The organism is Nannocystis exedens, from assembly GCF_002343915.1.
Lineage (GTDB): Bacteria > Myxococcota_A > Polyangia > Nannocystales > Nannocystaceae > Nannocystis > Nannocystis exedens.
Genome location: NZ_NETK01000002.1, coordinates 688,127 through 709,280, shown reverse-complemented (window position 1 = coordinate 709,280; position 21,154 = coordinate 688,127). Strand labels below are relative to the sequence as shown.

Below are 21,154 nucleotides of genomic sequence, written 5' to 3'. Positions count from 1 at the left end.
CGCCGCGGTCACCCGTAGCTCCCGCCGGGCGACGGGTGGAAGGCGCGGCGCGGCCGATGCGAGCGGATGTCCCCAAGGACAGCCAGCTCCGGGCGCTCGAGCCCCGCGGACGCTCAGCCCCCCGCGCGCGATCGCCGGTCACTCCCGCCGGGCGAGCGGGAAGACGAGGCCGAGGCGCGGCACGGCCGATGCGAGCCGGATGTCCCCAAGGACAGCAAGCTCCGGGCGTTCGAGCCCCGCGGAGGCTCAACCCACCACGCGCGATCACCGGTCGCTCCCGCCGGGCGAGCGGGAAGACGAGGCCGAGGCACGGCACGGCCGATGCGAGCCGGATGTCCCCAAGGACAGCAAGCTCCGAGCGCTCGAGCCCGCGGACGCTCAGCCCACCGCGAGCGATCACCGGTCGCTCCCGCCATGCGACCGGGCAGACGAGGCCGAGGCGCGGCCGGGGGCCGATCCGAGTCGGATGTCCGAAAGGACAGCAAGCCTCCCGCCGCTCGGGGCCCGGCAGACCGCCCCGCTCGCCAGCGGTCACCGGTCGCTCCCACCGGGCGACCGGGAGACGAGGCCAAGGCGCGGCCGGGGCCGATCCGAGTCGGATGTCCGGAAGGACAGCGAGCCTCGCGAGCGCTCGGGGCCCGACAGACCGCCCGGCTCGCCGCCAGCGGTCGCCGCCGGCTGCCCCCGTGAGGCTGGTGGAACGAGCCCAGGCGCGGGCGCGCGCCGCGAAGCCGGCGGGCCGGATGTCCCGAAGGACAGCTGAGGGCGGGCGGCCGCGATCACAGCCGAGCCCGCCGCGCGCTCGCCAGCGCTGGCCCGCTTCCCGCCGTCCGCTATGCTGCCTGGTGATGGCTCCTCCCCAGATGAGCGCGTATCGCCGCTGCGAACCCGACGAAGAGTCGCTGGTTCCGGCCGCGCAGCGCCCGCTGGGGGAGGCCTGCGACGCCCTCCACCTCGCCCTGCTGACCCTGGAGAGTCAGGACGCCGAGGACAACCCGGAGCGCACCGCGGCCCAGGCCCGCAGCTTCCTCGCCGAGGCCGTCAACGCGCTCAACCGCGCCCGCGTGTTCGTGCCCGGCGTCTTCAGCCACACGCCCTCGGTCATCGCCGCCAGCGAAGCCGAGCCGGTGGTCGAGCTGGCCCGCCTGCATCAGATCGCCACCCGCCTGCTCTGGTACAACCACCGCTTGCTGCCCGCGCGCACCCAGTCGCCGCTGCAGCCCGAAGACGAGGCCCAGCTGGCGACGCTGGTCCGCGCCCTCGGCCGCACCGCCCGCGCCGCCCGGGCGCTGCGCCACGCCTGGATCGCCGCCGCCGCGCTCCTGGCCGTCTTGCTGCCGCTGGGGCCCTTCGCCGTCGGCCTCGGCCTCGCCAGCTGCCTCGCCCTCGTCTGGCTGCTGCAGGCCGTCTCGGCCCTCCGCGGCACCGCGGCCCTGCCCGAGCGCGTCTGAACCCCCGCGGCCTCGCGGCCCTGCCCGAGCGCGTCTGAACCCCCGCGGCCTCGCGGTGCCGGTCGCGCCCGTGCTTCACCCGATCGTCGTACGAGCGACGTGCGCGGCGCCCTGCCCGGCCCCGCATGCCTCCACCATCCGGCTGTGTAGGTGCAGGTCGCGCCTGGACCGAGAAGGCGAGCGGACGAAGCTGCTGCGCGGCGCAGCATCTCGCGGCCTGCTGAGATGGCGACGGCGGCCGTTGTAGGTGCCTGTCGTGCCCGGCTCCGCAGGTCGATCGAGCGACGAGCCCGCGCGGCACCTTTGCCCGCCGCTCGTGAAGACCCCGCAGCACCGGCCCGTGAGAGCCTCTCGCGCCCGCCATGGAGGATCGAGCGACCGCCGCGACCGCCATGCGATCGCCGTGTGCAGCGCCGATCGATGGCCGGTGCTCCAGCCGAGGTGCTGGCCCTTGGCCTGCAGCGGCTCGGCGCCCCGAGCCACCAGGTCGTCGCAAGTCGGAGTCGGACCCCCGCAATCCCTCGCCCACCCGAACCTGTCGCGCCGCCCGACAGCCGCGGCCACTGAGTTCGCGGCGCGAGCCTCCACGCCCGCAATCCGGCGCGCCGCCGACAGCGTCGTCGCAGGTCGGAGCCGGACCCGCAGCGCCCTCTGCCCGGCCAGCCCGTCGAACTCCCGGCACCGCCACGTCGCGGCAACCGCAGCGCTCATCCACGGGGCGAACCTCGAGGCGGCAGTCGAACGCGCCGTCCGGCCCCTGCAGATCTCGCTTGCCCCTCCCGATGCCCATGCTGCGCGTCCGCCGCGGCGTTTCGCGTCCCTCGCCGGACCGATCCCAAGCCTGTCTCAAAAGACAGCCTGCAGATCGATCGGCGAACCTCGCGGCCGCGGCGCACCTCGGACCTGCAGCGGACGTCTGCGCTGCCCTGTGTCCATGATTTCGCCGCCCGCGCCCGCAGCGGCGCTCCCTCGCCGGCGGCGAGATGATGTCCTCGGAGGCATGCCCTCGAGGCCATGTGACCTTGCCCGCGAGACTCCGATCGGCCCCCGCGCCGACACGCTCCCCGCTGGGCGACATGTCCATCAAGACATGTCCGCTGCCAGACCATGGCGGTCCTCTGCGCGCCGGCAGGAACCAACCCTCCTCTCAGGGCGCCGGCCTGGCGACGGCGACATGTCCTATCGGCCACGCCCCGCGACTCCGCTCGGCCTGCCCTGCTCTGCTGGCGCCGGGAGTCGACGGCGACCCGCCGAGAAGACCGCGCCGCGAGTGCGAAGCCCTCAAGCCCAGCGGCGAGGCGAACGAGTCGTGGCCGTGGCACGCGTTCGTCACGCGTGCGTCCCGTCGGAAGCCCTCGCCCTGCCTCGCTCCGACCCCCTCGGCCCGAAGAGCGGCGCGCGCATGTCGGCGCGGCGCGCACGGCCGATCTCTCGCCCCCCGCGCGCCACCTCACATGTCCCAGAGGACAGACCTGCGCGGAGCAGAAGCGCGCGGCTCGGGGCTCGCGGCGGTCCACCGAGCGCGACGCGTCGGCGGGCCGAGGGCCGGCCGGCGGGCACGGGTAGGCGCATATCGGCGTGGCGTCGACGTGCGCGTGACGCAGGGCAAGCGGGCCGACCTCCCGCGGCTGGCGGCCCAGGCAGTAGCGTCGGTCTCTGATGTCGACCCGGCCCGCTCCTGCCCTCGTCCTCGCCCTCCTCCTCGCCTGCGGCGACAGCACCTCCGCGACCACCGACGGCGGCAGCGCGACCGGCACCGGCAGCACGACGACCAGCACTTCCGGACATGTCCCGACGACCAGCGACTCCGCCGTGCCGACCAGCGGCGCCTCGGACTCGCTGAGCGCCACCGGTCCGACCACCGGCGACCCCACGACGACCCTCACCGGCGGCGAGACCACCACGACCACCACCAGCCCGGTCACCGCGACCGACGCGACCACCGACGCCACCGGTCCTGCCAGCGCCACCGAGACGGCCGGCGACGGCACCGCGACCTCGGACACGACGACCGCGACCGGCGACACCGGCGACACCAGCACGACCACCGGCATGGGCGGCTGCCGGGACGACACGGATTGCCCGGCCGAGGCGTCCGAGTGCCACGCGCCTGCCTGCCAGGCGGGCGTCTGCGACGAGGTCGCCCTGCTGCCCGGGGCTCCGTGCGCGACGGGCGTGTGCGACGGCGAGGGCACCTGCGTCGCGTGTCTCCTGCCCGACGACTGTCCCATGGGACAGCTCTGCGTCGCCCAGCAGTGCGTCCCGCCGACCTGCGACGACGGGGCCGAGAACGGCATGGAGACCGACGTCGACTGCGGCGGCCCCGCCTGCGCCCCGTGCAACCCGGGCGGCGCATGCGACGAAGACGGCGACTGTGCCAGCGGCGTCTGCACCGGCCAGGTCTGTCAGGCCGCCGCGTGCGACGACGGCGTCGAGAACGGCGGCGAGTCCGACGTCGACTGCGGCGGTGACTGCCCGCCGTGCGGGCCCGGTGACGGCTGCGACGACGACCTCGACTGCCAGAGCCAGGTCTGCACCCTCCAGGTCTGCCAGGCCCCGAGCTGCAGCGACGCCAAGCTCAACGGCCAGGAGACCGACGTCGACTGCGGCGGCCCGACCTGTCCCGAGTGCCAGGCCGGCGAGACCTGCGAGGTCGGCTCCGACTGCGACAGCGGCGTCTGCACCGGTCAGACCTGCCAGCCCCCGACGTGCAACGACGACCTCCACAACGGCGAGGAGACCGACGTCGACTGCGGCGGCCCGACCTGTCCCGAGTGCCAGACCGGCGAAGGCTGCCTGATCGACGCCGACTGCGCGACGAACGTCTGCGAGAACGGCGTGTGCGTCGACCCCCTCCCCGCCTGCGCCTCGGCCGCGCCCGATCCGGCGACCGGCCAGCGCTGCCCGCTGTTCATGCCCTGCGCCGCCAACAGCGAGTGCGGCGTGTTCCAGGGCTGCCAGCAGTGGTTCTGCAACCCGAGCAAGACCTGCGAGCTCAACGCGCTCAGCAACTGCGGCACCACCAAGGGCGGGGGCTGCAACGCCGGCGTCGTGTTCGTGCAGACCGACGACCCGCCGGTCGACAAGCGGTTCCTCCCGCCCGACGGCGTCGACTTCCGCGAGGTCGCGACCCTCGCCTTCACCGTCTACAACAACACCGCCAGCGCGCTGCGGCTCGACAAGGTGCCGCTGATGCTCGAGACCATGGGGGGCGGCAGCGCCTTCGACGTCTCGTCGGCCAAGATCTACCAGGACAGCGGCGGCGCCGAGTACAGCATCGGCGACCAGTACATCCACCTCACCGCGAGCCCGTTCTCGTTCCCGGCCAACGGCGTGCTCGGCCCGGCCGCCGGCAGCGCCTTCTCGCAGGTCAACGCCGGCCAGTCGAAGCGATTCATCATCACCCTCGCCTTCGCCAAGGAGAAGACCTTCATCGCCGGGCGGTCCTACCGGGTCAAGCTGGTGAACCCCTCCGGCGTCGTGTTCAAGGTCGGCTTCAACGGCCCCGACTACGCCGGCAGCAACTGCGGCGTCCCACCCGAGGGCTTCATCGGCGCCTGGGTTACCGCGCAGAACCCCTGACGCCCACACCCGGGCGGAAACACACATGTCCCCGAGGACATCTCGTCGCCGCGCCTCAGCAGCGGCCTGAGCCTCGCCAGCCCCGTCCCGGCGCGGTACTCTGGGTCGCGTGCCGGAGCGCGTCTACGACCCCGCGTTGACGAAGGCGCACCTCAGCAACCGCTTCGCGCTCACGCTGATCCATTACTTCTGCGAGCGCTTCGGCGTCGACGTCGCCGACCGGATCGTCGAGACCGCCGGCCTCAGCCTCGAGTACCTGCAGGACACCGAGCGGTGGAGCTCGGTCGAGTTCGACCGCCGCTTCTGCGACTCCGCGGCGCTGCACCTGTGCGGCCTCCAGACGTCGCCGGGCTACGACCACCCGCTGTGGCAGCACTGGCGCGACGCCTCCGCGTCGATGATGCAGCGCCAGGACATGGGCCCGATGTGGCTGCTCCTGTGGGCGCTGCAGGGCCCCGGCGAGTTCTTCGGCGACATCGAGCGCATGTACACCCGCGGCAACCGGATCACCCGCATGCAGCTCGTCGATCGCCGGCACGGCGCCGCCCGCGTGCGCGCGGTGATGGAACACGAGATCGCCGACCGCCCCGGCGCCTGCTGGAGCCGCCGCGGCTTCTTCGAGGCCATCCCGACGATCTGGAGCCTCCCGCCGGCGCGGGTCGAGCACCGCGAGTGCATCCACCTCGACCCGGCCGTGCGCCACTGCTGCTACGACATCTACTACGAAGAGCGGATCATCGACGACCCTGTCGCCGAGCTGCAGCGCCTGCGGTCCTACGTGCGCGCCACCCTGCCCGACCTGCTGCGCCGCCTCGACGCCTCCGCGCTCGAGCGCCGCGACGCCGAGCTGACCCAGCGCAAGCTCGCCCACTACTTGCCGGCCCACGTCATCGAGGCGATCCGGATCAACCCCGAGGAGGAGGTCCGGGTCGGCGGGCGCCTCACCGAGGGCGCGGTGCTGTTCGCCGACGTCAAGGACTTCACGCGCCGCTGCAGCGAGCTCGGGGCCGACGAGGTGGTCCGCCAGCTCAACCGCTACTTCGAGCACATGGACGCCGTGATCCTCGCCCACGGCGGCATCATCGACAAGCGGCTCGGCGACGGCATCATGGTCGTGTTCATCGACCCGCGCGGCCTGCGGCCGGTCGGCGAGCTCGCGGTCGCGGCCGTGCGCTGCGGCCTGGCGATGCTGGCCGAGCTCCCGGCCTGCAACGCCGCCATCGCCGAGGACGGCGGCCGCCCGCTCGAGCTGCGGATCGGCGTCGCCGCCGGCCCGCTGGTCCACGGCAACATGGGCTCGCCCGCCCGCCTCGAGCACACGGTCGTCGGCGCCACCGTCAACCTCGCCGCCCGCCTCGAGGCCGCCGCGACCCCGGGCCGCCTGCTGACCCAGCCGGCGTTCTTGCAGAACATGTCCCTGGGGTCATCCTGCAGCCACCGCGTGATCTACGCCAAGGGCTTCGGCGAGGTGCCGGCCGTCGAGCTGACGCCGTGACTGGGGCATGCCCCTTCGGGCATGCTCCTTCGTGCATGATCCCGCGGACATGTCCTTTCGGACATGTCCACCGGGCCACTCAGCTCGGCTGCGCGCGCAGCAGCGCGACGACGTCGCGGATCCGCAGGCGGCAGCGGTCCTTGCCGCACAGCGCCATCGTCTCGAACAGCGACGGCGAGGCGGTGCGGCCGGTGACCGCCACGCGCAGCAGCATGAACAGGTCCTTGTTCTTCCAGCCGTTGGCCTGGCAGAACCCGCGGGCGAACGCCTCGATGGCCGGGGCCGTGAACTCGCGGGCCGCTGGGTCGCGCTCGATGTCCTGGGCGAACGCCTCGAGCGTGGTCGCGACCTCGGCGGGCGTGCGGTCCTTGACCTTGAGCTTGTCGAGCACCGGCCCGTAGTCGAGGCTGCCGCCGAAGAAGAACGCCAGGTACGGGATGAAGTCGTCGAGCCGGTTGACCCGCTCCTGGGCCTGGGCGAGGAGCGGCACCATGCGCTCGCGCGACAGCTCGCGCGCGATCAGGCGGTCGTACAGCTTGTCCGGCGACATGCCGCGGATGTCGGCGCCGTTGAACGCCTCGAGCTTGGTCTGGTCGAACACCGGCCCGCCGGCGCTGACGCGCGACCACTCGAAGTGGGCGATCATCTCGCCGACGGTGAAGCGCTCGCGGTCGTCGCCCATGCTGTAGCCGAGGTTGGCCATGAAGTTCAGCAGGGTCTCGGGCAGGTAGCCGAGGTCGCGGTAGTGGAACACCGAGACCGGGTTCTTGCGCTTCGACAGCTTCGACTTGTCGGCGTTGCGCAACAGGCCGAGGTGGAAGAACTCGGGCGCCTCCCAGCCGAAGGCCTTGTAGAGCAGCACGTGCTTCGGCGTCGACGTGATCCACTCCTCGCCGCGGATCACGTGGGTGATGCCCATGTGATGGTCGTCGACCACGTTGGCGAGGTGATAGGTCGGGAAGCCGTCCGACTTGAACAGCACCTGGTCGTCGATCAGCCGGTTCTCGAACCGCAGCTCGCCGCGCAGGTGGTCGACGAACACGGTCTCGCCGTCGTCGGGCACGCGCAAGCGGATCACGTGCGCCTCGCCGGCCGCCATCCGCGCCGCCGCCTCCGCGGGCGAAAGCGAGCGACAGTGGCCGTCGTAGCCGAGCGTCGACTGCTTGGCCGCGATCTGGTCGCGGCGCAGCGCGTCGAGCCGCTCCTTGGTGCAGAAGCACGGGTACGCCTCGCCCTTCTCGACCAGCTTCTGAATCTCCTGGCGGTACAGCGGCAGGCGCTCCGACTGGCGGTACGGGCCGTGCGGGCCGCCGACGTCGGGGCCCTCGTCCCAATGGAGGCCGAGCCAGCGCAGCGCCTCGAAGATGGCGGCCTCGCTGCCGGCGGTGTAGCGCTCCTGATCGGTGTCCTCGATCCGGAGGATGAAAGTCCCGCCGTGCTTGCGGGCGAACACGTAGTTGAACAGGGCGATGTAGGCCGTGCCGACGTGCGGGTCGCCGGTCGGGCTCGGGGCGATCCGCACGCGCGGAGGCAGGCGCCCAGGCGGCCGCGCGCCGTCTTGTCCGGTCATGACGGGCTCCTACCACGGGGCCGCCGGGCCCAGTACACTGCGGGCACGTGAGCGAAATGACGACGGAGACCCAGATCTTCAACGCGGTGTGGTCGGTGATCCGGCGCCGCATCCTCGACCGGGGGGTCTCGGCCACCGAGCTGTGCGACAACGTGATTCGGCGGCTCGGTCGCCTCCACCGCGTCGAGGGCCGCCTGCGCGCGGGCGACACCGTCCTCGACCAGGACAACACGCTCCTGCCGCTGCTCGCCCGGGCGACGAGCCTCGGCATCACGCTCTACCACGGCAACCGCCGGATCGCCTCGACGTCGGCCCTCGGCGTCGGCAAACCCGGCGAAATCGGCGGCTACGCCGACGCCGAGTTGGTCGACGTGGTGCTGCGCAAGCGCGAGATCTTCAAGGGCTCGCTGAAGCGCAACGGCCTCGTCTACCTCGTCACCGCCCGCCCGCTCTACCCCACCACCTCGCCCGACGAGACGGCGCCGATCGGCATGATCGAGGCCTTCCAGTCGGAGCAGTCCTTCTACGAGTCGCTGGTCGCGGCGGCCCGGATCGGCGTCGAGCAGCGCACGGCGGCCCAGGAGGAGGCGGCCGACGGCATGGAGGGCGTGATCCATTTCCTCGACGACGTCGCCCGCCGCCTGCAGCTCCTGGCGCTCAACGGCAACATCATCGCCGCGCAGGCGGGCGAGTACGGCCGCGCGTTCCGCGTCGTCTGCCGCGAGCTCGGCACGCTCGCCGATCGGGCCAAGAGCACCGTCACCGACGTTCGCAAGCTGATGCAGACGATGGGCCTCGAGCCCGGCGAGGGCCACGGCGAAGAGTTCGGGCGAGCGCGGGGGAGCGGCGCTGCGGGCACCAGCGAGGGCGATCCGCCGCTTTCCGTGTGACCCGGACGACCTGTCCCATGGGCACGGGCCCAAGAGACTCCCGGTCCAAACCCGAAAATTCACGGCACTCGCGGCTCGTCCAGCGAATCTCCCGAGCGGGCGGCCTTGCGACCATCGCCCGTGCCGGGCCCGTTCGGGCGAGCCATCCCCGGCAAAATCCTCCAATTTGGGCTTGTACTTCCAAATCCGGGCATGCTACGTCACTGGCCCAGCGGCCCAGGTCCGGAGATAAGCCATGGACCAGATCTTCGAGAGCCATTTCGGTGGCAACCAGAGCTCGAACGGCGGCGAAACTGAGGCCTACTGCCCCAAGTGTCGCGCCGATACCACGCACGTCATCCTCGAGAGCTACGGCGACGAGATCCGCCGCGTTCAGTGCGGCGTCTGCGGTGATATTCACTCCTTCAAGCCTCCGCGGGGCCGGGACGACGAGAGCCCGGAGCCGCTGAGCGTGTCCCGGCGCAAGAGTATGAAGAAATTGTCCTGGCTCGACGGGGTCCACACGTACGACGTGAATAACGCCGTTCGCTACAGCCCCAAGGCGCTTCTCCAGCTCCACCAGATCGTCGTCCACCCCACGTTCGGCGTCGGCTACGTCAGCGAGCTGATGGGCGATAACAAGGCCGAGGTGATGTTCCGCAGCGATCTGACGCGGCTTCTGGTCCATGGCCGCGGCGAGTCCGCCGACGAGCGCCGGGGCGAGCGCGTCTCCGGCGAGGAAGTCCGCCAGTTGCTCGGCCTCGAGATGGGCCCCTCGCCCGAGGAGATCGCCGCCGAGCGCGAGCGCCGCCAGGCCGAAGAAGACGCCGAAAAGCGAGCCGCAGCCGAGCAACGCAAGGTCCTGGAGGCCCAGCGCCGCGAAGAAGAACGCCTCCGCCGCGAGTCCGAGCGCGACCGCAAGCGCAAGGAGAAGGAAGACGAGAAGCGCCGCAAGGAAGAGGAACGCGAGCGCGTGAAGCTCGAAAAGGAGCAGGCCCGCAACGCCGCCAAGCAGGCCAAGGAAGACGAGAAGCGCCGCAAGGAAGAGGAGCGCATCCGGGCCGCCGAGCAGAAGCGCCTCGACGCCGAGCAGAAGAAGCAGGAAGCCATCACGGCCAAGGAGACCGCCAAGCGCGAGGCCGAGGAGCGCAAGAAGGCCCAGGAGGCCGAGAAGGCCAAGAAACTCGCCGAGAAGGAGGCCGGCCGCAAGGCGAAGGAGGCCGAGAAGGCGAAGAAGGCCAAGGAGGCCGAAAAGGCCAAAGAGAAGGCCAAGAAGGCCAAGGAAGCCGAAAAGGCCAAGAAGGCCAAAGAGGCCGAAAAGGTCAAGAAGCAGAAGGCCGTACCCAAGAAGCCCGCTGCGAAGAAGCCGGCGGCGAAGAAGCCCCTCGCCAAGAAGCCGGCGGCGAAGAAGCCCCTGGCCAAGAAGCCCGCCGCCAAGAAGCCCCTCGTCAAGAAGGCTGCCACCAAGAAGCCCGCAGCGAAGAAGCCGGTGGCCAAGAAGCCCGCGGCGAAGAAGCCCGCCGCCAAGAAACCGGTGGCCAAGAAGCCCGCCGCCAAGAAGCCCGCGGCCAAGAAGCCCGTCAAAAAGCCCGGCAAGCGCAAGTAGCCGGGCTGCGATTTCCGAGCCCCGGTCCACCGCCGGGGCTCGATTCGTTGGTCGTCGAGCTCCAGGGCTCGATTCGTTGGTCGTCGAGCTCCAGGGCTCGATTGTCGGTCCCCGAGGTTCGTTTCCGGGCTCGAGCCCTGCCGCTGAAGCTGGGCCGCGCGGCCCTCGATTCGTCACAGCGTCGCGCGGCTCCGATTCGTCGCGGCGGCGAGCGTCCTCCGGACTCGTCGCGCGGGGCTCGATTCGTCGCTGCGCCCGATCCGTGCCCCAGCCTCGTCCGGGCTCGTCCCATGGGCTCGATTCGTCGGCCGATCCCTGCCCCGCCTCGTTCGCGTCGTGCGGGCTCGATTCGTCGCGGTCGATCCCCTTGCTGCGCCAGGCCCGACCGTGAGGCGGGGTCGATGGATGACTGCATCGATTTCCCCCGTTCGCAGGGCCCAAACCCAGGGGGCACGAATGCTCGATTCGTCACGGCGCAGGCAGTCGTGCCCGCTTGCATGCGCTGATTTCCGCGACCTGAACGGCAGCGGCGCGCCGGCTCGGCGCTCGATTTCGCTCGGCAGGCGTGGGATCGCGCCTCCGCCGCGAAAGCGCCCGCAGTCTCTGGCCGCCTCAGCGCCTCCCGGCGCGCCTGGCGGCGCCCTCCGGCCTCTCCCTCCGACGGGGTCGTTTTGGCCGATTGCTTGGCGGCTGACGCCGGCTCGCGCAGGCTTGGCGGCGCATGGCCCGTGCACAGCCGCCTCGGCCGCCGCCGCCTCGCGCGCGGAGCGCCTTCTGGGAGCATTTCTCGGCGCGGATCGATCCGTTCACCAGCGCGGTTTTGGTGTTCCCGCTGCTGCTCGTCTATCAGCTCGGGATCCTCGGCTCCGGCGGCCTCGGCCTCAACGGCGTCGACTTCGTCACCAAGTCGCTGATCGAGCTGTGCGCCCGCGATCTCGGCAATTACATGGCCGCGCTCGGGGCCGGCCTGCTCGGCTACGCCGCGATCCTCGTCATCTTGCGCAGCTACGGCCGCTTCAGCCCCCAGCGATTCGTGCCGATGCTGGTCGAGTCGGGCTTTTACGCCTCGACCATGGGCACGCTGATCCTGCTCGTGATCCACCGCTTCACCGAGCTCGTGCCCGGGCTGGCGGTCGCGGCTCGCACCAGCGTCGCCGACATCGCCGTCATCTCGGCCGGCGCGGGCCTGCACGAGGAGCTCATCTTCCGCGTCCTCGGCATGGGCGGCATCGGCTTCCTGCTGTCGGGCCTCACCGGCCGGCGGCGCGCGTGGCTCGGCGCGCTGGTGCTGTCGTCGCTGATCTTCAGCCTCGCGCACCACGTCGGCCCCGCCGGCGAGCCCTTCACCTACGCCGCCTTCGTCTACCGCACCCTCGCCGGCGTGTTCTTCGCCCTCGTCTACCAATTGCGCGGCTTCGCCGTCGCCGCCTGGACGCACGCGCTCTACGACGTCTACGTGCTCAGCCTGCACGGCTGACGCGCGCTGTCACTTCTTGCTGGTCGGCAGGAAGATCGAGTCCTCGTTCTTCTTGGCCGGCAGCTTGAACGCGTCGTCGCGCTTCGGCTCGCTCGCCTTGGTCACCGGCTTGCCGTCGCCCGACTTGGGACGCGGCCTGGCCTTCGCCCGCGGCTCCTCCGGCGCCTCTGCCTCGGTCGTCCTGGCGGCTGCGAGGACGCGGGCCAGGCCGGCGCGGGCCTCGGCGTTGCCGGCGTCGAGCGCCAGCACGTCGCGGTACGCCTTGTCGGCCGCGCCCTTGTCGCCGGCCTGCTCGAGCTGGCGCGCCACCTGGAGGCCGATGAGCACCGCGATCTTGCGCTCCTGCGCCGACGCCCGGCTCTCGCCGTTCGGCACCGCGTGGAGCTGATAGCGGACCGCCTCGAGCGCCTCGCGGGCCTTGCCGAAGTCGCCGTCGAGGATGAGCGCGTCGACCTGATCGAGGCGCGCCGCCACCCTCGCCGCGTCGGCGCCCTCCTCCTCGCTCGCGTTGGCGGCGCTCCCGCCCCCGCCGAACATCAACGCCGCCGCGACCACCGCCGCCAGCGCCCCGGCCCCCATCACGATCCACCGCGTCGAGCTCGTGCGCGGCTCGGTCGGCATCGCGGCGGTGATCGACGGGCCCTCGGCCTCGCCGTCGAGCTGGGCCAGGTCGGCCGCGCTGACGCTGCGGCTGACGACCGCCGACTGGCGCCGCTTGCGGGGCATCGGCTTCATCGACCCCGACGGCAGCTCGCGCCCGACCAGGCTGGTCGAGGGGGCCAGGTCGGGCACCATCGCCAGCGTCGACGCGGTCGCGCTCGGGTCGGCGCCCTCGGCCAGCGGCAGGCGGAACAGGTGCGACGGCACACAGGCGACCAGCGCCTCGGTCAGCGCGTTGGCGTCGAGCGGCCGCGCCTCCGGATCCTTGGCGATGCAGCGATCGATCAGCTGCGACAGCGCGGGCGGCACCTCGGTGCCCGGCGGCAGCTTGACCGCCAGCGGCGCCGGCTGCTCGTGGACCTGCTTGTAAAGCAGCGCCTGGTTGTTGTCGGCCACGAACGGCGGCGCGCCCGCCAGCATGCGATAGAACAGCAGCCCGCACGCGTACACGTCGACGCGCTCGTCGAGCGGCTCGCCGCGGACCTGCTCGGGGGCCATGTAGTTGGCCGTGCCGAGCACCTGCTCCGTGGTGATGTCGCGTTGCTCGCCCTCGACCAGCTTGGCCATGCCGAAGTCGAGCAGCTTGACGAAGTTGGCCCGCCCCTTGCGGGTGATGAGCATGATGTTGGCGGGCTTGATGTCGCGGTGCATCAGGCCGCGGCCGTGGGCGTAGCCGAGGGCCTTCAGGATCTGCGCCGCGATCGGCACGAACTCCGCCAGCGACAGGTAGCCCTTGCGGTTCAGGAAGGTCAGCAACGACTCGCCGTGCAGGTACTCCATGACGAGGTACGGCGCGCCGTTCTCGTGCCCGTGCCCCAGGACTTCGACGATGTTCGGATGCTGGATCGCGCTGAGGCGTTCGACCTCGCGATCGAAGCGGGCGCTCGCCTCGGACTCGCCGGTCAGATGTCCAGCGAGGAACTTGATCACGACCTCGCGTTGGTTCTCGCGGTCGTGGGCCAGATAGACCACGCCGACGCCGCCGCGAGCGATCAGGCGATCGATCTCATACTTGCCGCCGATCCGCGCGCCTGGGGCCGGATCGAGCGTCGTGCGCGAGCGAATAGGTTCGACCACGGAAGCCTCAGCTTCCGACTATACCCCGACATCGGGAGCGACGGTGCTCGCTACGGGAGATCCACCCACATGCCCTCGGTGCTCGGCGCCGGACCGAGCACGTACATGCGTTTGGGGTCCAGAACCCCTACGTCGGGCATGCCCATGTCCGCGTCGATCCCCCAACCGAGCAGGTTCACGCGCACTTCACCGGCCGTCAGGTCGAAGTCGAGCGCACCGCTGACGCCCTTGAGGTCGACGGTCCCGCCGGTGACGAGGATGTTGCGGGCCTTCTTGATGAAGGTCAGCGACAGGCCCATCACCTCGCCGAAGCTGACCGCGGTGCCTTCCTTGTCGACCAGCTTGGCGATCGCGGCGGCGACGTTCTTGCCGGTGATCGGCTCGCCCTCGGGCACGCCGGCCATCGCCAGCATCAGCACCATCGCCCCGTCGTAGCTGAGCGAGGCGGCCGTGATCGGGGCCTGGTCGTTGAAGCGGATCTTGTAGCGGATGTTGAAGTTGTTGAAGTTGGCCTCATCGAAGATGATCGGCGCCACGCCCTCGGTGATCTGCATGAGCACCGGCTTGAGCGTGTCCTTGGCCTTGGCGATGAGGTCGGGCAAGGCCGCCACCACGCCGTGCGAGACGACGAAGCGCGGCAGCGGCGGGTCGGGGTTCTCGGCCGACCACGCGTTCATGAAGCCGAGGATGATGTCGTTCGCCTCGGTCGTGCCGATGATGCCGATCGTGTCCGGGTGCTCGCCTGGGGCGCCCCAGGCGCTGGCGATCACGGTGCCGTACATCTGCAGCAGCTCGGCCTGGGACAGGCCGACCGGGTTCGGGTACTGGTGCGTCGTGATCTCGAGCCCCGGGTTGTCGCTCGACAGCCGGGCGAACGCGTCCATGTGGAGCGAGTTGCCGTAGGCGTCGTCCTTGTAGAGCAGCGCGACCTTCTGCGGCGCCGGCGTGAGCTGGGGGATCCGGTCGGCGAACGCGTTGGCCTGGTAGACGTCGCTCGGGATCGTGCGCCACACCAGGCCGTCGTCCTCGAGGTCGGTGATCTCCTTGGCCGAGGCCGTCGGCGAGATCAGCAGCGTCCCGCTGGTCTTGGCCTGCTCGGCCAGGTGCAGCACCAGCTCGCTGAAGATCGGCCCGACCACCACCGGCGCGCCGATCGTCTCGCTGAGGTGGGTGAGCGACGCCATCGCCTTGGCGGCCGAGCCCTCGTCGTCGCAGCCGATCCACGCGATCTTGACCCCGCCGGGCAGGTCGGCGTTGGCGTTGAAGTCCTCGACCGCGAGCTGGACCGCGTTCTGCAGCGGCAGCACCAGCGCGTCGAACGGCGGCGAGGTCGCCATGATCGAGCCGACGAACACGACCTTGTCGGCCGGCTCGTCGCTCGGCCAGTGGAACGTCTGGCACTCGGCCGTCAGCGCCGACACGCACACGCCGGCCTTGCCGCACACGTGGTCGTCGCCGAGGGCCGCGACGCACTCGCTGTGGGCCGTACACGCGACCTGCTCGCCGGTCGTCGTCGTCGTCTCGGTGTCGGGCCCGGTCGACGTGCTCGTCTCGGTCGTGCTCGTGGTCGTGCTCGTCACCGCGTCGGTCTCGGTGCCGAGCGTGGTGGTGTCCGGCGGCTCGGTGGTCGACGTGGTCGGCTGCGACGTGCTGGTCGGGCCGGTGCCCGGATCGCCGGTGGTGGTGGTGTCGTCGCTGCCCGGCACGCACTTGTTGCCCGGGCCGCACACGTAGCCGTTGCCGGCGCCGGCGCAGTCCGCGTCGACCTTGCAGTCGGCGAACTCGGTGATCGCCGTACATGCCCCCAAGGCCAGGCCGAACGCGAGCCCGGCGAGCCCCAGCGGCGACGTGCGAAGCGAAACAGGCGCGGTGAACACGGGCGACCTCCTGCGTAAGCGAAGCGAGAGCGGTTCGATCAAAAACGGGCGACAAGGCCGGTGCCGGTCGGCAGGACGCGGCGCTCGGCCACGGCCGAGGACTTGCCCTTGCTGACGCCGACGGCCACGAGGACGACGCCGGTGAGCGCGAGCACGGCGCCGCCGATGATGAGCACGTCGGTGGCGAGGGCCAGCCGCTCGCCGTCCCGCTTGAGGTCCTGACGCGCGGCGAAGTCGTGGGTGGCGTCGAGCTGGCTCTGCTTGGACAGCGCGAGGCCGCCGAGCACGCCGCCGACGAGGAGCGCCCCGCCGCCGACCCCGAGCAGGCCGGCGCCGGCGAGCTTCATCGTCCGCCACTTCGGATCGGGCGCGGCGGGCTTCACGGGCGCGGGCTCCGGCTTGGGCCCCTCGGCCACCGGCGCCGGCGCCGGCGCGGCCGGGGCCGGCTTCGCCTCCGCCGGATCGGTCTCCTGCAGGATGCCCTTCAGCACCCGCAGCCGCTGCAGCGCCAGGTCGCGCGCCTCGATCTCGACCCCCGGCTCCTTGACGAAGCGCTGGTAGTAGTCGACCGCGGCCCGGATGTCGCCCTTCTCCTCGTAGACGCGGCCGATGTTGAACAGGTAGTTCGGGACCTTGTCGATCGCGTACGCCTCCTCGAACAGGCGCACCGCCGCGTCGTAGTCCCGGGCCTTGAAGCGCTCGATCGCCTGCGCGCTCAGGTCGGCCGCCGTCGGCTGGGCCGCGGCCTGCTCGTTCGTACCTGTCGTCCAGGACATGGCCGCGAGGACCTGTCCCTGCGTTCCAGGGACGACCCCGGCGGCCAGCGACGCCGCCAGCGCCGCGGCGACCCCACGTTGCGCACCCCCACGGACCCGCGCGCGACCTCGCATCACTTGTTGCCTCCGACAGGTAGGAAGATACCGCCGTCGTCCTTCTTCGCGACCGGCAAGAACGGGTCCTTGGCCTGCTCCGGCGCGGGCTGTTTCGCCCCCGCGGGCTCGGGCGCGGACGCGGGCGCGGGCGTCGGCGCGGGGTCGGTGCGGCCGCTGCCCGCCTTGGTGGCGGCGGGCCGGGATTTGCCGCTCGCGGGCCTCGCCTGCCCGCTCGGCTCCGGCTCGGGCGCCGGCGCGGGCGGCTCGCTCGCCGCGGTGAGGCGGGCGATCGAGGCCTTCGCCTCGGCGTGGCCGGCCTCGATGGCGAGGATGTCGCGATAGGCGCTGAGGGCCGCCTGCACGTTGCCCTCCTTCTCGAGCCGCTGGGCGAGCCCGAGCGTGCTGGCGACGGCGATCCGGGTCAGGCTCGCCTGTGCGCGGCGCTTCAGCGCCGGGTACGGCTCGAGGTCGCGGGCCATGCCGTCGAGGTGGCGCCGGGCCTTGTCGAACTCGCCACCGAGGATCTCGCGCTCGACCTGATCGAGCTGGGCCGCCATGCGCTTCTCTTCGGTCACGCCGGTGCCGACCACCGGGGCCGGCGGGCCCCCGCCGCCCCACAGCGCCGCCGTGGCGACGCCGCCGAGCAGCACCGCCAGGACCGCACCGCCGACGAGGATCCAGCTGCGCGAGCCCTTGTCGGGCTCGGGCGCGACCATCGTGGTGGCGAAGCCGCCGCTCGCCTGCGACGGCGGGATCGTCGGCATCACCAGCGGCCGCGTGCGCCCGCTGCCGCGGGTCCGGTACGGCGCGGTGCGCAGCAGGTCGGAGGTCGGCGTGGCGACGATGCTGCCGGTCGAGTGCGACGTCGCGGCCACGCCCTCCGCCACCGGCAGGTGGAACATCGACGCCGGGCACGAATCGATCATCGCCTCGACCATCTCGTTGGCGTCGGCCGGGCGCTCGTCGACCTGCTTGGCGAGGCAGCGATGGACCATGGCGATGAGGTCCTCGGGCACGCCGTGGTTCGGCGGCAGGACGTCGCCGAGCGGCGGCGGGGCCTGGTGGACGTGCTTGTACAGGAGCGCCGCGTTGCCCTCGCCCTCGAACGGCAGGCGCCCCGACAGCATGAAGTAGAACAGGACCCCGAGCGCGTAGACGTCGACCCGCACGTCGAGCGTCTCGCCGCGGATCTGCTCGGGCGCGATGTAATTCGCGGTGCCGACGATCTGCTCGGCCGTCACCTCGCGCTCGCCCTCGACCAGCTTGGCCATGCCGAAGTCGAGGATCTTGACGTAGTTGGCGCGGCCCTTGCGGACCATCAACATGATGTTGCTCGGCTTGAGGTCGCGGTGCATCAGCCCGCGCGAGTGGGCGTAGCCGATGCCCTTCAGGATCTGGGCGGCGATCGGCACGAACTCCTCGACCGTCAGCCGACCCTTGCGCGCGAGGTAGTCGCTCAAGAGCTCGCCCGCGAGGTACTCCATCACCAGGTAGGCGACGCCGTTCTCGTGGCCGCAGTCGTGCAGCGCGACGATGTTGGCGTGCTGCAGCTCGCCGAGCCGCTGGCCCTCGCGCTCGAAGCGAGCGATCGCCTCGGCGTTGTCGATCCAGTTGGGCGCCAGCACCTTGACGACGACGTCCCGCTCGCCGCCCTCGAGCGAGACCTGCCGCGCCAGGTAGACGAGACCGATGCCGCCGCGCGCGAGCAATCGGGTGATGTGGTACTTGCCGGCGATGGTCGCCCCGATGAGAGGATCGACCGGTTCACGGGTGGCGCGAGGCTGTCGCCGGGTCGTCATAAAGCGCCTGTCACGAAGGGCTCGGCGCACGCGCGGCGCCGCAGCTATCGAGCCTCACTATATCCGCGCGGCCCCTCGCTGTCGCGTCACAGTTCCGATCGGGGGACGTCTCCAGATTCGCGCCGCGCGGGCCGCGCCGCATGACGCCTCGGCAAGGCCGGCCGGCCGAACTAATCACAACTGGCGCCATTGCTGAGACAGTCCTGGAAGTTGCAGCGACAGCGGACCTGACCGCCGCGCGGCAGGTCGGTGGTCCAGCCGTCCTTGAGACAGTCCTGAAAATTGCAACGCGTGGTCGCGGTCCCGAGGCCGGGGATGTCGGTGCTCCAGCCGTCCTTGGGGCAATTGTTGAAGCTGCAGCGGGTGCTGGCGCTCTGGCCGTCGGGCAGCTCGGTGCGCCAGCCGTCCTTGAAGCAGTCGCCGAAGCTGCAGGTCGTGCGGGCGCTCTTGCCACCCGGGAAGTCGGCGACCCAGCCCTCCTTGAGGCAATTGCCGAAGTTGCAGCGGACCCGCACGTCGCCGTCCGGCGTGCTCACGGTCCAGCCGTCCTTGGCACAATCGCCGAAGTTGCAGCGCCCGGCCGCGAACACCGAGGCCGCGACGTAGCTCTCGCCGCGCGCGGCCATGGCCGCCTCTTCCTTGGCCCGCGCGGCCTCCTCCTGCGCGCGCCGGGCCTCCTCCTCGCGCGCGCGCCTCAGCTCCGCCTCCTCGTGCTTGCGATGGGCGACCAGATCTTTCTGCACGCCGGGCCACTTCAGGCGGGCGGCGTCGCCGCCGGCGCGCTTGAGACAGTCGCCGGTGAAGCCGATCACCGCCTCGGCCGGGACCTTCGCCCGCAGCTTGGGGCACGCGGCCACGAACGCGGCGTCGGCCTCGGGCCCGCTCAGGGAGTCGAGCGCGCGCAGCAGCTCGAAGCTCGGGGCCTGCTGCATCGCCGCGTCGAGGTAGCCGGCCGCCTCGCGCGACAGCACGGCCATGTCGACCTTGCCGCTCGCGGCCGCCTGCGAGCCCTCGAGCGCGCGGACCTTGTCGGTGAACGCGATCGCGGCGGCCTGGCGGTCACCTGTCCCTGCGGACACCTCGCCGCGGGCGGCGTCGAGCTCGGCCAGCAGCGCCTGCTCGCGCCGCTCGGCCTCGGCCGCCGCCTCCTGCTGCCGCTGCACCTCGTGCTGCCGCTGAGCCCCGGCCGCCCGCTCGCGCGCCGCCGCCGGCTCCGGCGTCTCGGCCTGCGGCTGCGGCTTGGCGCCGAACAGCGCCCCCAGCTGGGCGCAGGCGACGAGGGTGGAGCAGGACAGGAGGAAGCCGACCGCGATGCGACGCATGCGGCCCGCACGGTACAGTCAGACCCGCAGGTCGTAAAGCGCCATTCGCGCGCGCGGGCGAGCCGGGCCGCGAACCGAGGGCTACTGCGGGGCGATGTCGCAGCCTTCGAGCTCGCTAAGCACGCAGCCCTCGCAGTCCCAGGCCCAGTTATCGAGGATCGCGGTGGTGTCGTAGAACGAGTCGCCCATGTCGAACACGGCGAAGGTCAGCGAGAAGGTCTCGCCCGGCTGCACGCTGCCGGTGGCCCGGTACCAGCCGGTCGCGCCGCCGTCGGCGATGTAGCCGGTCCCGGCCAGGTGCTCGTCCTGCCCGTCGCAGGCCGGGTCGAACGCGTCACACTCGCCGACGAAGTCGACCGGCCACAGCGCGGTCACGGTGAGCGGCCGCCCGTCGATGAACACGACGTTGCCGGTGAAGCTCTCGGAGGCCTGCCAGACGACGAAGATGTCGTTGTAGTCGGTGTCGACCCACTCCGGGAACTCGGCCGAGAAGAACGCGAAATCGAAGCGATAGCCGTTGGCGTCGGCGATCTGGCCGTTGGCGCTCGCCGGCGCGGTGAGCTCGAAGCCGAACCACATCTTGTCGTCGGCGTCGCCGCCGCCGCTCTGCCACTGGTCGAAGATCGTGTTCGAGCAGTCGTTCGTCCCGTCGCAATCGACGTGGCCCTGCGGCGCGGCGCTGCCCTTCGCCGGCTGCATCGGCGGCGGCATGGCGTCGCTGTCCCAGGGGTCGCCGAACCCGACGTCGTTGTAGACGTCGCCGTCGTCGACGATCACCGCGCCGTTCGGGTCGGGCGGCGGCAGCAGGCCCGAGCTGATCAGCAGCACCTTGTCGCCCTCGCGCGCGCCCCAGAACGGCGCGGCGGTGTCCGGATCGACGAAGCTGCCGTACGACCGCGCGACCTGCCAGGCCCGCTTGCCGAGCAGCTCCGGCGCGGCGTGCATCGCATAATTTGCCACCGGAACCGCGTTGCTGGCCGTCCACGCGCCGCCGAGCGCCGCGCAATCGAGCCCGATCGCGTGCAGCGGCTCGTCGGAGTCGGCGTCGCACGGCAAGTGGTTCTGCGCCAGCGGGCAATCGGTGTCATCGCCCTCGACCTCCCCGGTCGTCTCGCCGTCCGTGGTGGGGGCGACGGTCGCCTCGCCGCCGGTCACCGGCTGGGAGCCTTCCGTCTCGCCGCCCGAGCTCGACTGCGAGTCACCGCCGGTCGGACCGGGGACGTGGCCCGAATCACCCTGCGTGCCGGTCCACTCGGTGTCGGCGACGGTGTCGCCGGTCTCCGCGTCCCCGCCCGTCTCCACCTTGTCCCAGCCGTTGCACCCGGCCCCGAGCAGCGCCCACGCGCCGAGCCGTATCCATCGCCCGCCGAATCCAAGCATCGTCCGATCCTCTGTAAGTCAGGAGTAATGCGACCATCCGGTCCCACCATGTTTTTAGCACCGCGGCGCGAGGGCAAAAAGCGCGCGGCTCGCGACTGACCCCGGGACATGCCCGGG

General features: G+C 71.6%; 13 protein-coding genes. 6 read left to right on the top strand and 7 right to left on the bottom strand.

Features of this window, described 5'->3' with window-relative positions; translation table 11 throughout:
- The first annotated feature begins 848 nt into the window (after positions 1 to 848).
- The 3 genes from NAEX_RS46740 (at position 849) to NAEX_RS46730 (ending at position 6,528) form a co-directional block, all read left to right on the top strand.
- The gene (locus NAEX_RS46740) at positions 849 to 1,451 is read left to right on the top strand and encodes a hypothetical protein (protein ID WP_143140148.1); all 603 of its coding nucleotides are present in this window, start codon (positions 849 to 851) and stop codon (positions 1,449 to 1,451) included.
- Positions 1,452 to 3,110: 1,659 nt separating this feature from the next.
- Complete coding sequence (locus NAEX_RS46735) at positions 3,111 to 5,033, top strand: hypothetical protein (RefSeq protein ID WP_096334405.1); 1,923 nt, start codon at positions 3,111 to 3,113, stop codon at positions 5,031 to 5,033.
- A gap of 109 nt (positions 5,034 to 5,142) precedes the next feature.
- Positions 5,143 to 6,528, top strand: coding sequence for an adenylate/guanylate cyclase domain-containing protein (locus NAEX_RS46730; RefSeq protein WP_096334404.1), 1,386 nt, complete (start codon positions 5,143 to 5,145; stop codon positions 6,526 to 6,528).
- A 79-nt stretch (positions 6,529 to 6,607) separates the two neighbouring features.
- On the opposite strand, the gene gltX is transcribed toward NAEX_RS46730, so the two are convergent.
- Positions 6,608 to 8,098 carry a glutamate--tRNA ligase gene (gltX, locus tag NAEX_RS46725; RefSeq protein WP_096334403.1) on the bottom strand — a complete coding sequence of 497 codons (1,491 nt, stop codon included), beginning with the start codon at positions 8,096 to 8,098 and terminating at the stop codon, positions 6,608 to 6,610.
- 56 nt (positions 8,099 to 8,154) lie between these two features.
- Between gltX and NAEX_RS46720 the strand changes: the two genes are divergently transcribed.
- The 3 genes from NAEX_RS46720 (at position 8,155) to NAEX_RS46710 (ending at position 12,050) form a co-directional block, all read left to right on the top strand.
- Positions 8,155 to 8,988: a methyl-accepting chemotaxis protein gene (locus NAEX_RS46720; protein ID WP_096334402.1), complete on the top strand. Its 834-nt coding sequence runs from the start codon at positions 8,155 to 8,157 to the stop codon at positions 8,986 to 8,988.
- A 235-nt stretch (positions 8,989 to 9,223) separates the two neighbouring features.
- The gene (locus NAEX_RS52635; protein ID WP_177325851.1) at positions 9,224 to 10,573 is read left to right on the top strand and encodes a hypothetical protein; all 1,350 of its coding nucleotides are present in this window, start codon (positions 9,224 to 9,226) and stop codon (positions 10,571 to 10,573) included.
- Positions 10,574 to 11,294: 721 nt separating this feature from the next.
- Complete coding sequence (locus NAEX_RS46710) at positions 11,295 to 12,050, top strand: CPBP family intramembrane glutamic endopeptidase (RefSeq protein WP_096334401.1); 756 nt, start codon at positions 11,295 to 11,297, stop codon at positions 12,048 to 12,050.
- 9 nt (positions 12,051 to 12,059) lie between these two features.
- On the opposite strand, the gene NAEX_RS46705 is transcribed toward NAEX_RS46710, so the two are convergent.
- The 6 genes from NAEX_RS46705 to NAEX_RS51865 all read right to left on the bottom strand — a co-directional run bounded on the left by NAEX_RS46705 (position 12,060) and on the right by NAEX_RS51865 (position 21,037).
- Positions 12,060 to 13,787: a serine/threonine protein kinase gene (locus NAEX_RS46705; RefSeq protein WP_096334400.1), complete on the bottom strand. Its 1,728-nt coding sequence runs from the start codon at positions 13,785 to 13,787 to the stop codon at positions 12,060 to 12,062.
- A gap of 50 nt (positions 13,788 to 13,837) precedes the next feature.
- A complete protein-coding gene (locus NAEX_RS46700) occupies positions 13,838 to 15,664 on the bottom strand; it encodes an ABC transporter substrate-binding protein (protein ID WP_096334399.1) in 1,827 nt (608 codons plus the stop codon).
- A 38-nt stretch (positions 15,665 to 15,702) separates the two neighbouring features.
- Positions 15,703 to 16,440 (bottom strand): tetratricopeptide repeat protein, encoded by a 738-nt coding sequence (locus NAEX_RS52630; protein WP_096334398.1) that lies wholly within the window; start codon positions 16,438 to 16,440, stop codon positions 15,703 to 15,705.
- A 113-nt stretch (positions 16,441 to 16,553) separates the two neighbouring features.
- On the bottom strand, positions 16,554 to 18,335 hold the full coding sequence (locus tag NAEX_RS46690; RefSeq protein ID WP_096334397.1) for a serine/threonine-protein kinase: 1,782 nt from the start codon (positions 18,333 to 18,335) through the stop codon (positions 16,554 to 16,556).
- A 170-nt stretch (positions 18,336 to 18,505) separates the two neighbouring features.
- Positions 18,506 to 19,657: a hypothetical protein gene (locus tag NAEX_RS46685; protein ID WP_096334396.1), complete on the bottom strand. Its 1,152-nt coding sequence runs from the start codon at positions 19,655 to 19,657 to the stop codon at positions 18,506 to 18,508.
- Between the two features lie 81 nt (positions 19,658 to 19,738).
- Entirely contained in the window at positions 19,739 to 21,037 is a 1,299-nt protein-coding gene (locus NAEX_RS51865) for a choice-of-anchor L domain-containing protein (RefSeq protein ID WP_096334395.1), read from the bottom strand.
- Positions 21,038 to 21,154 lie beyond the last annotated feature (117 nt).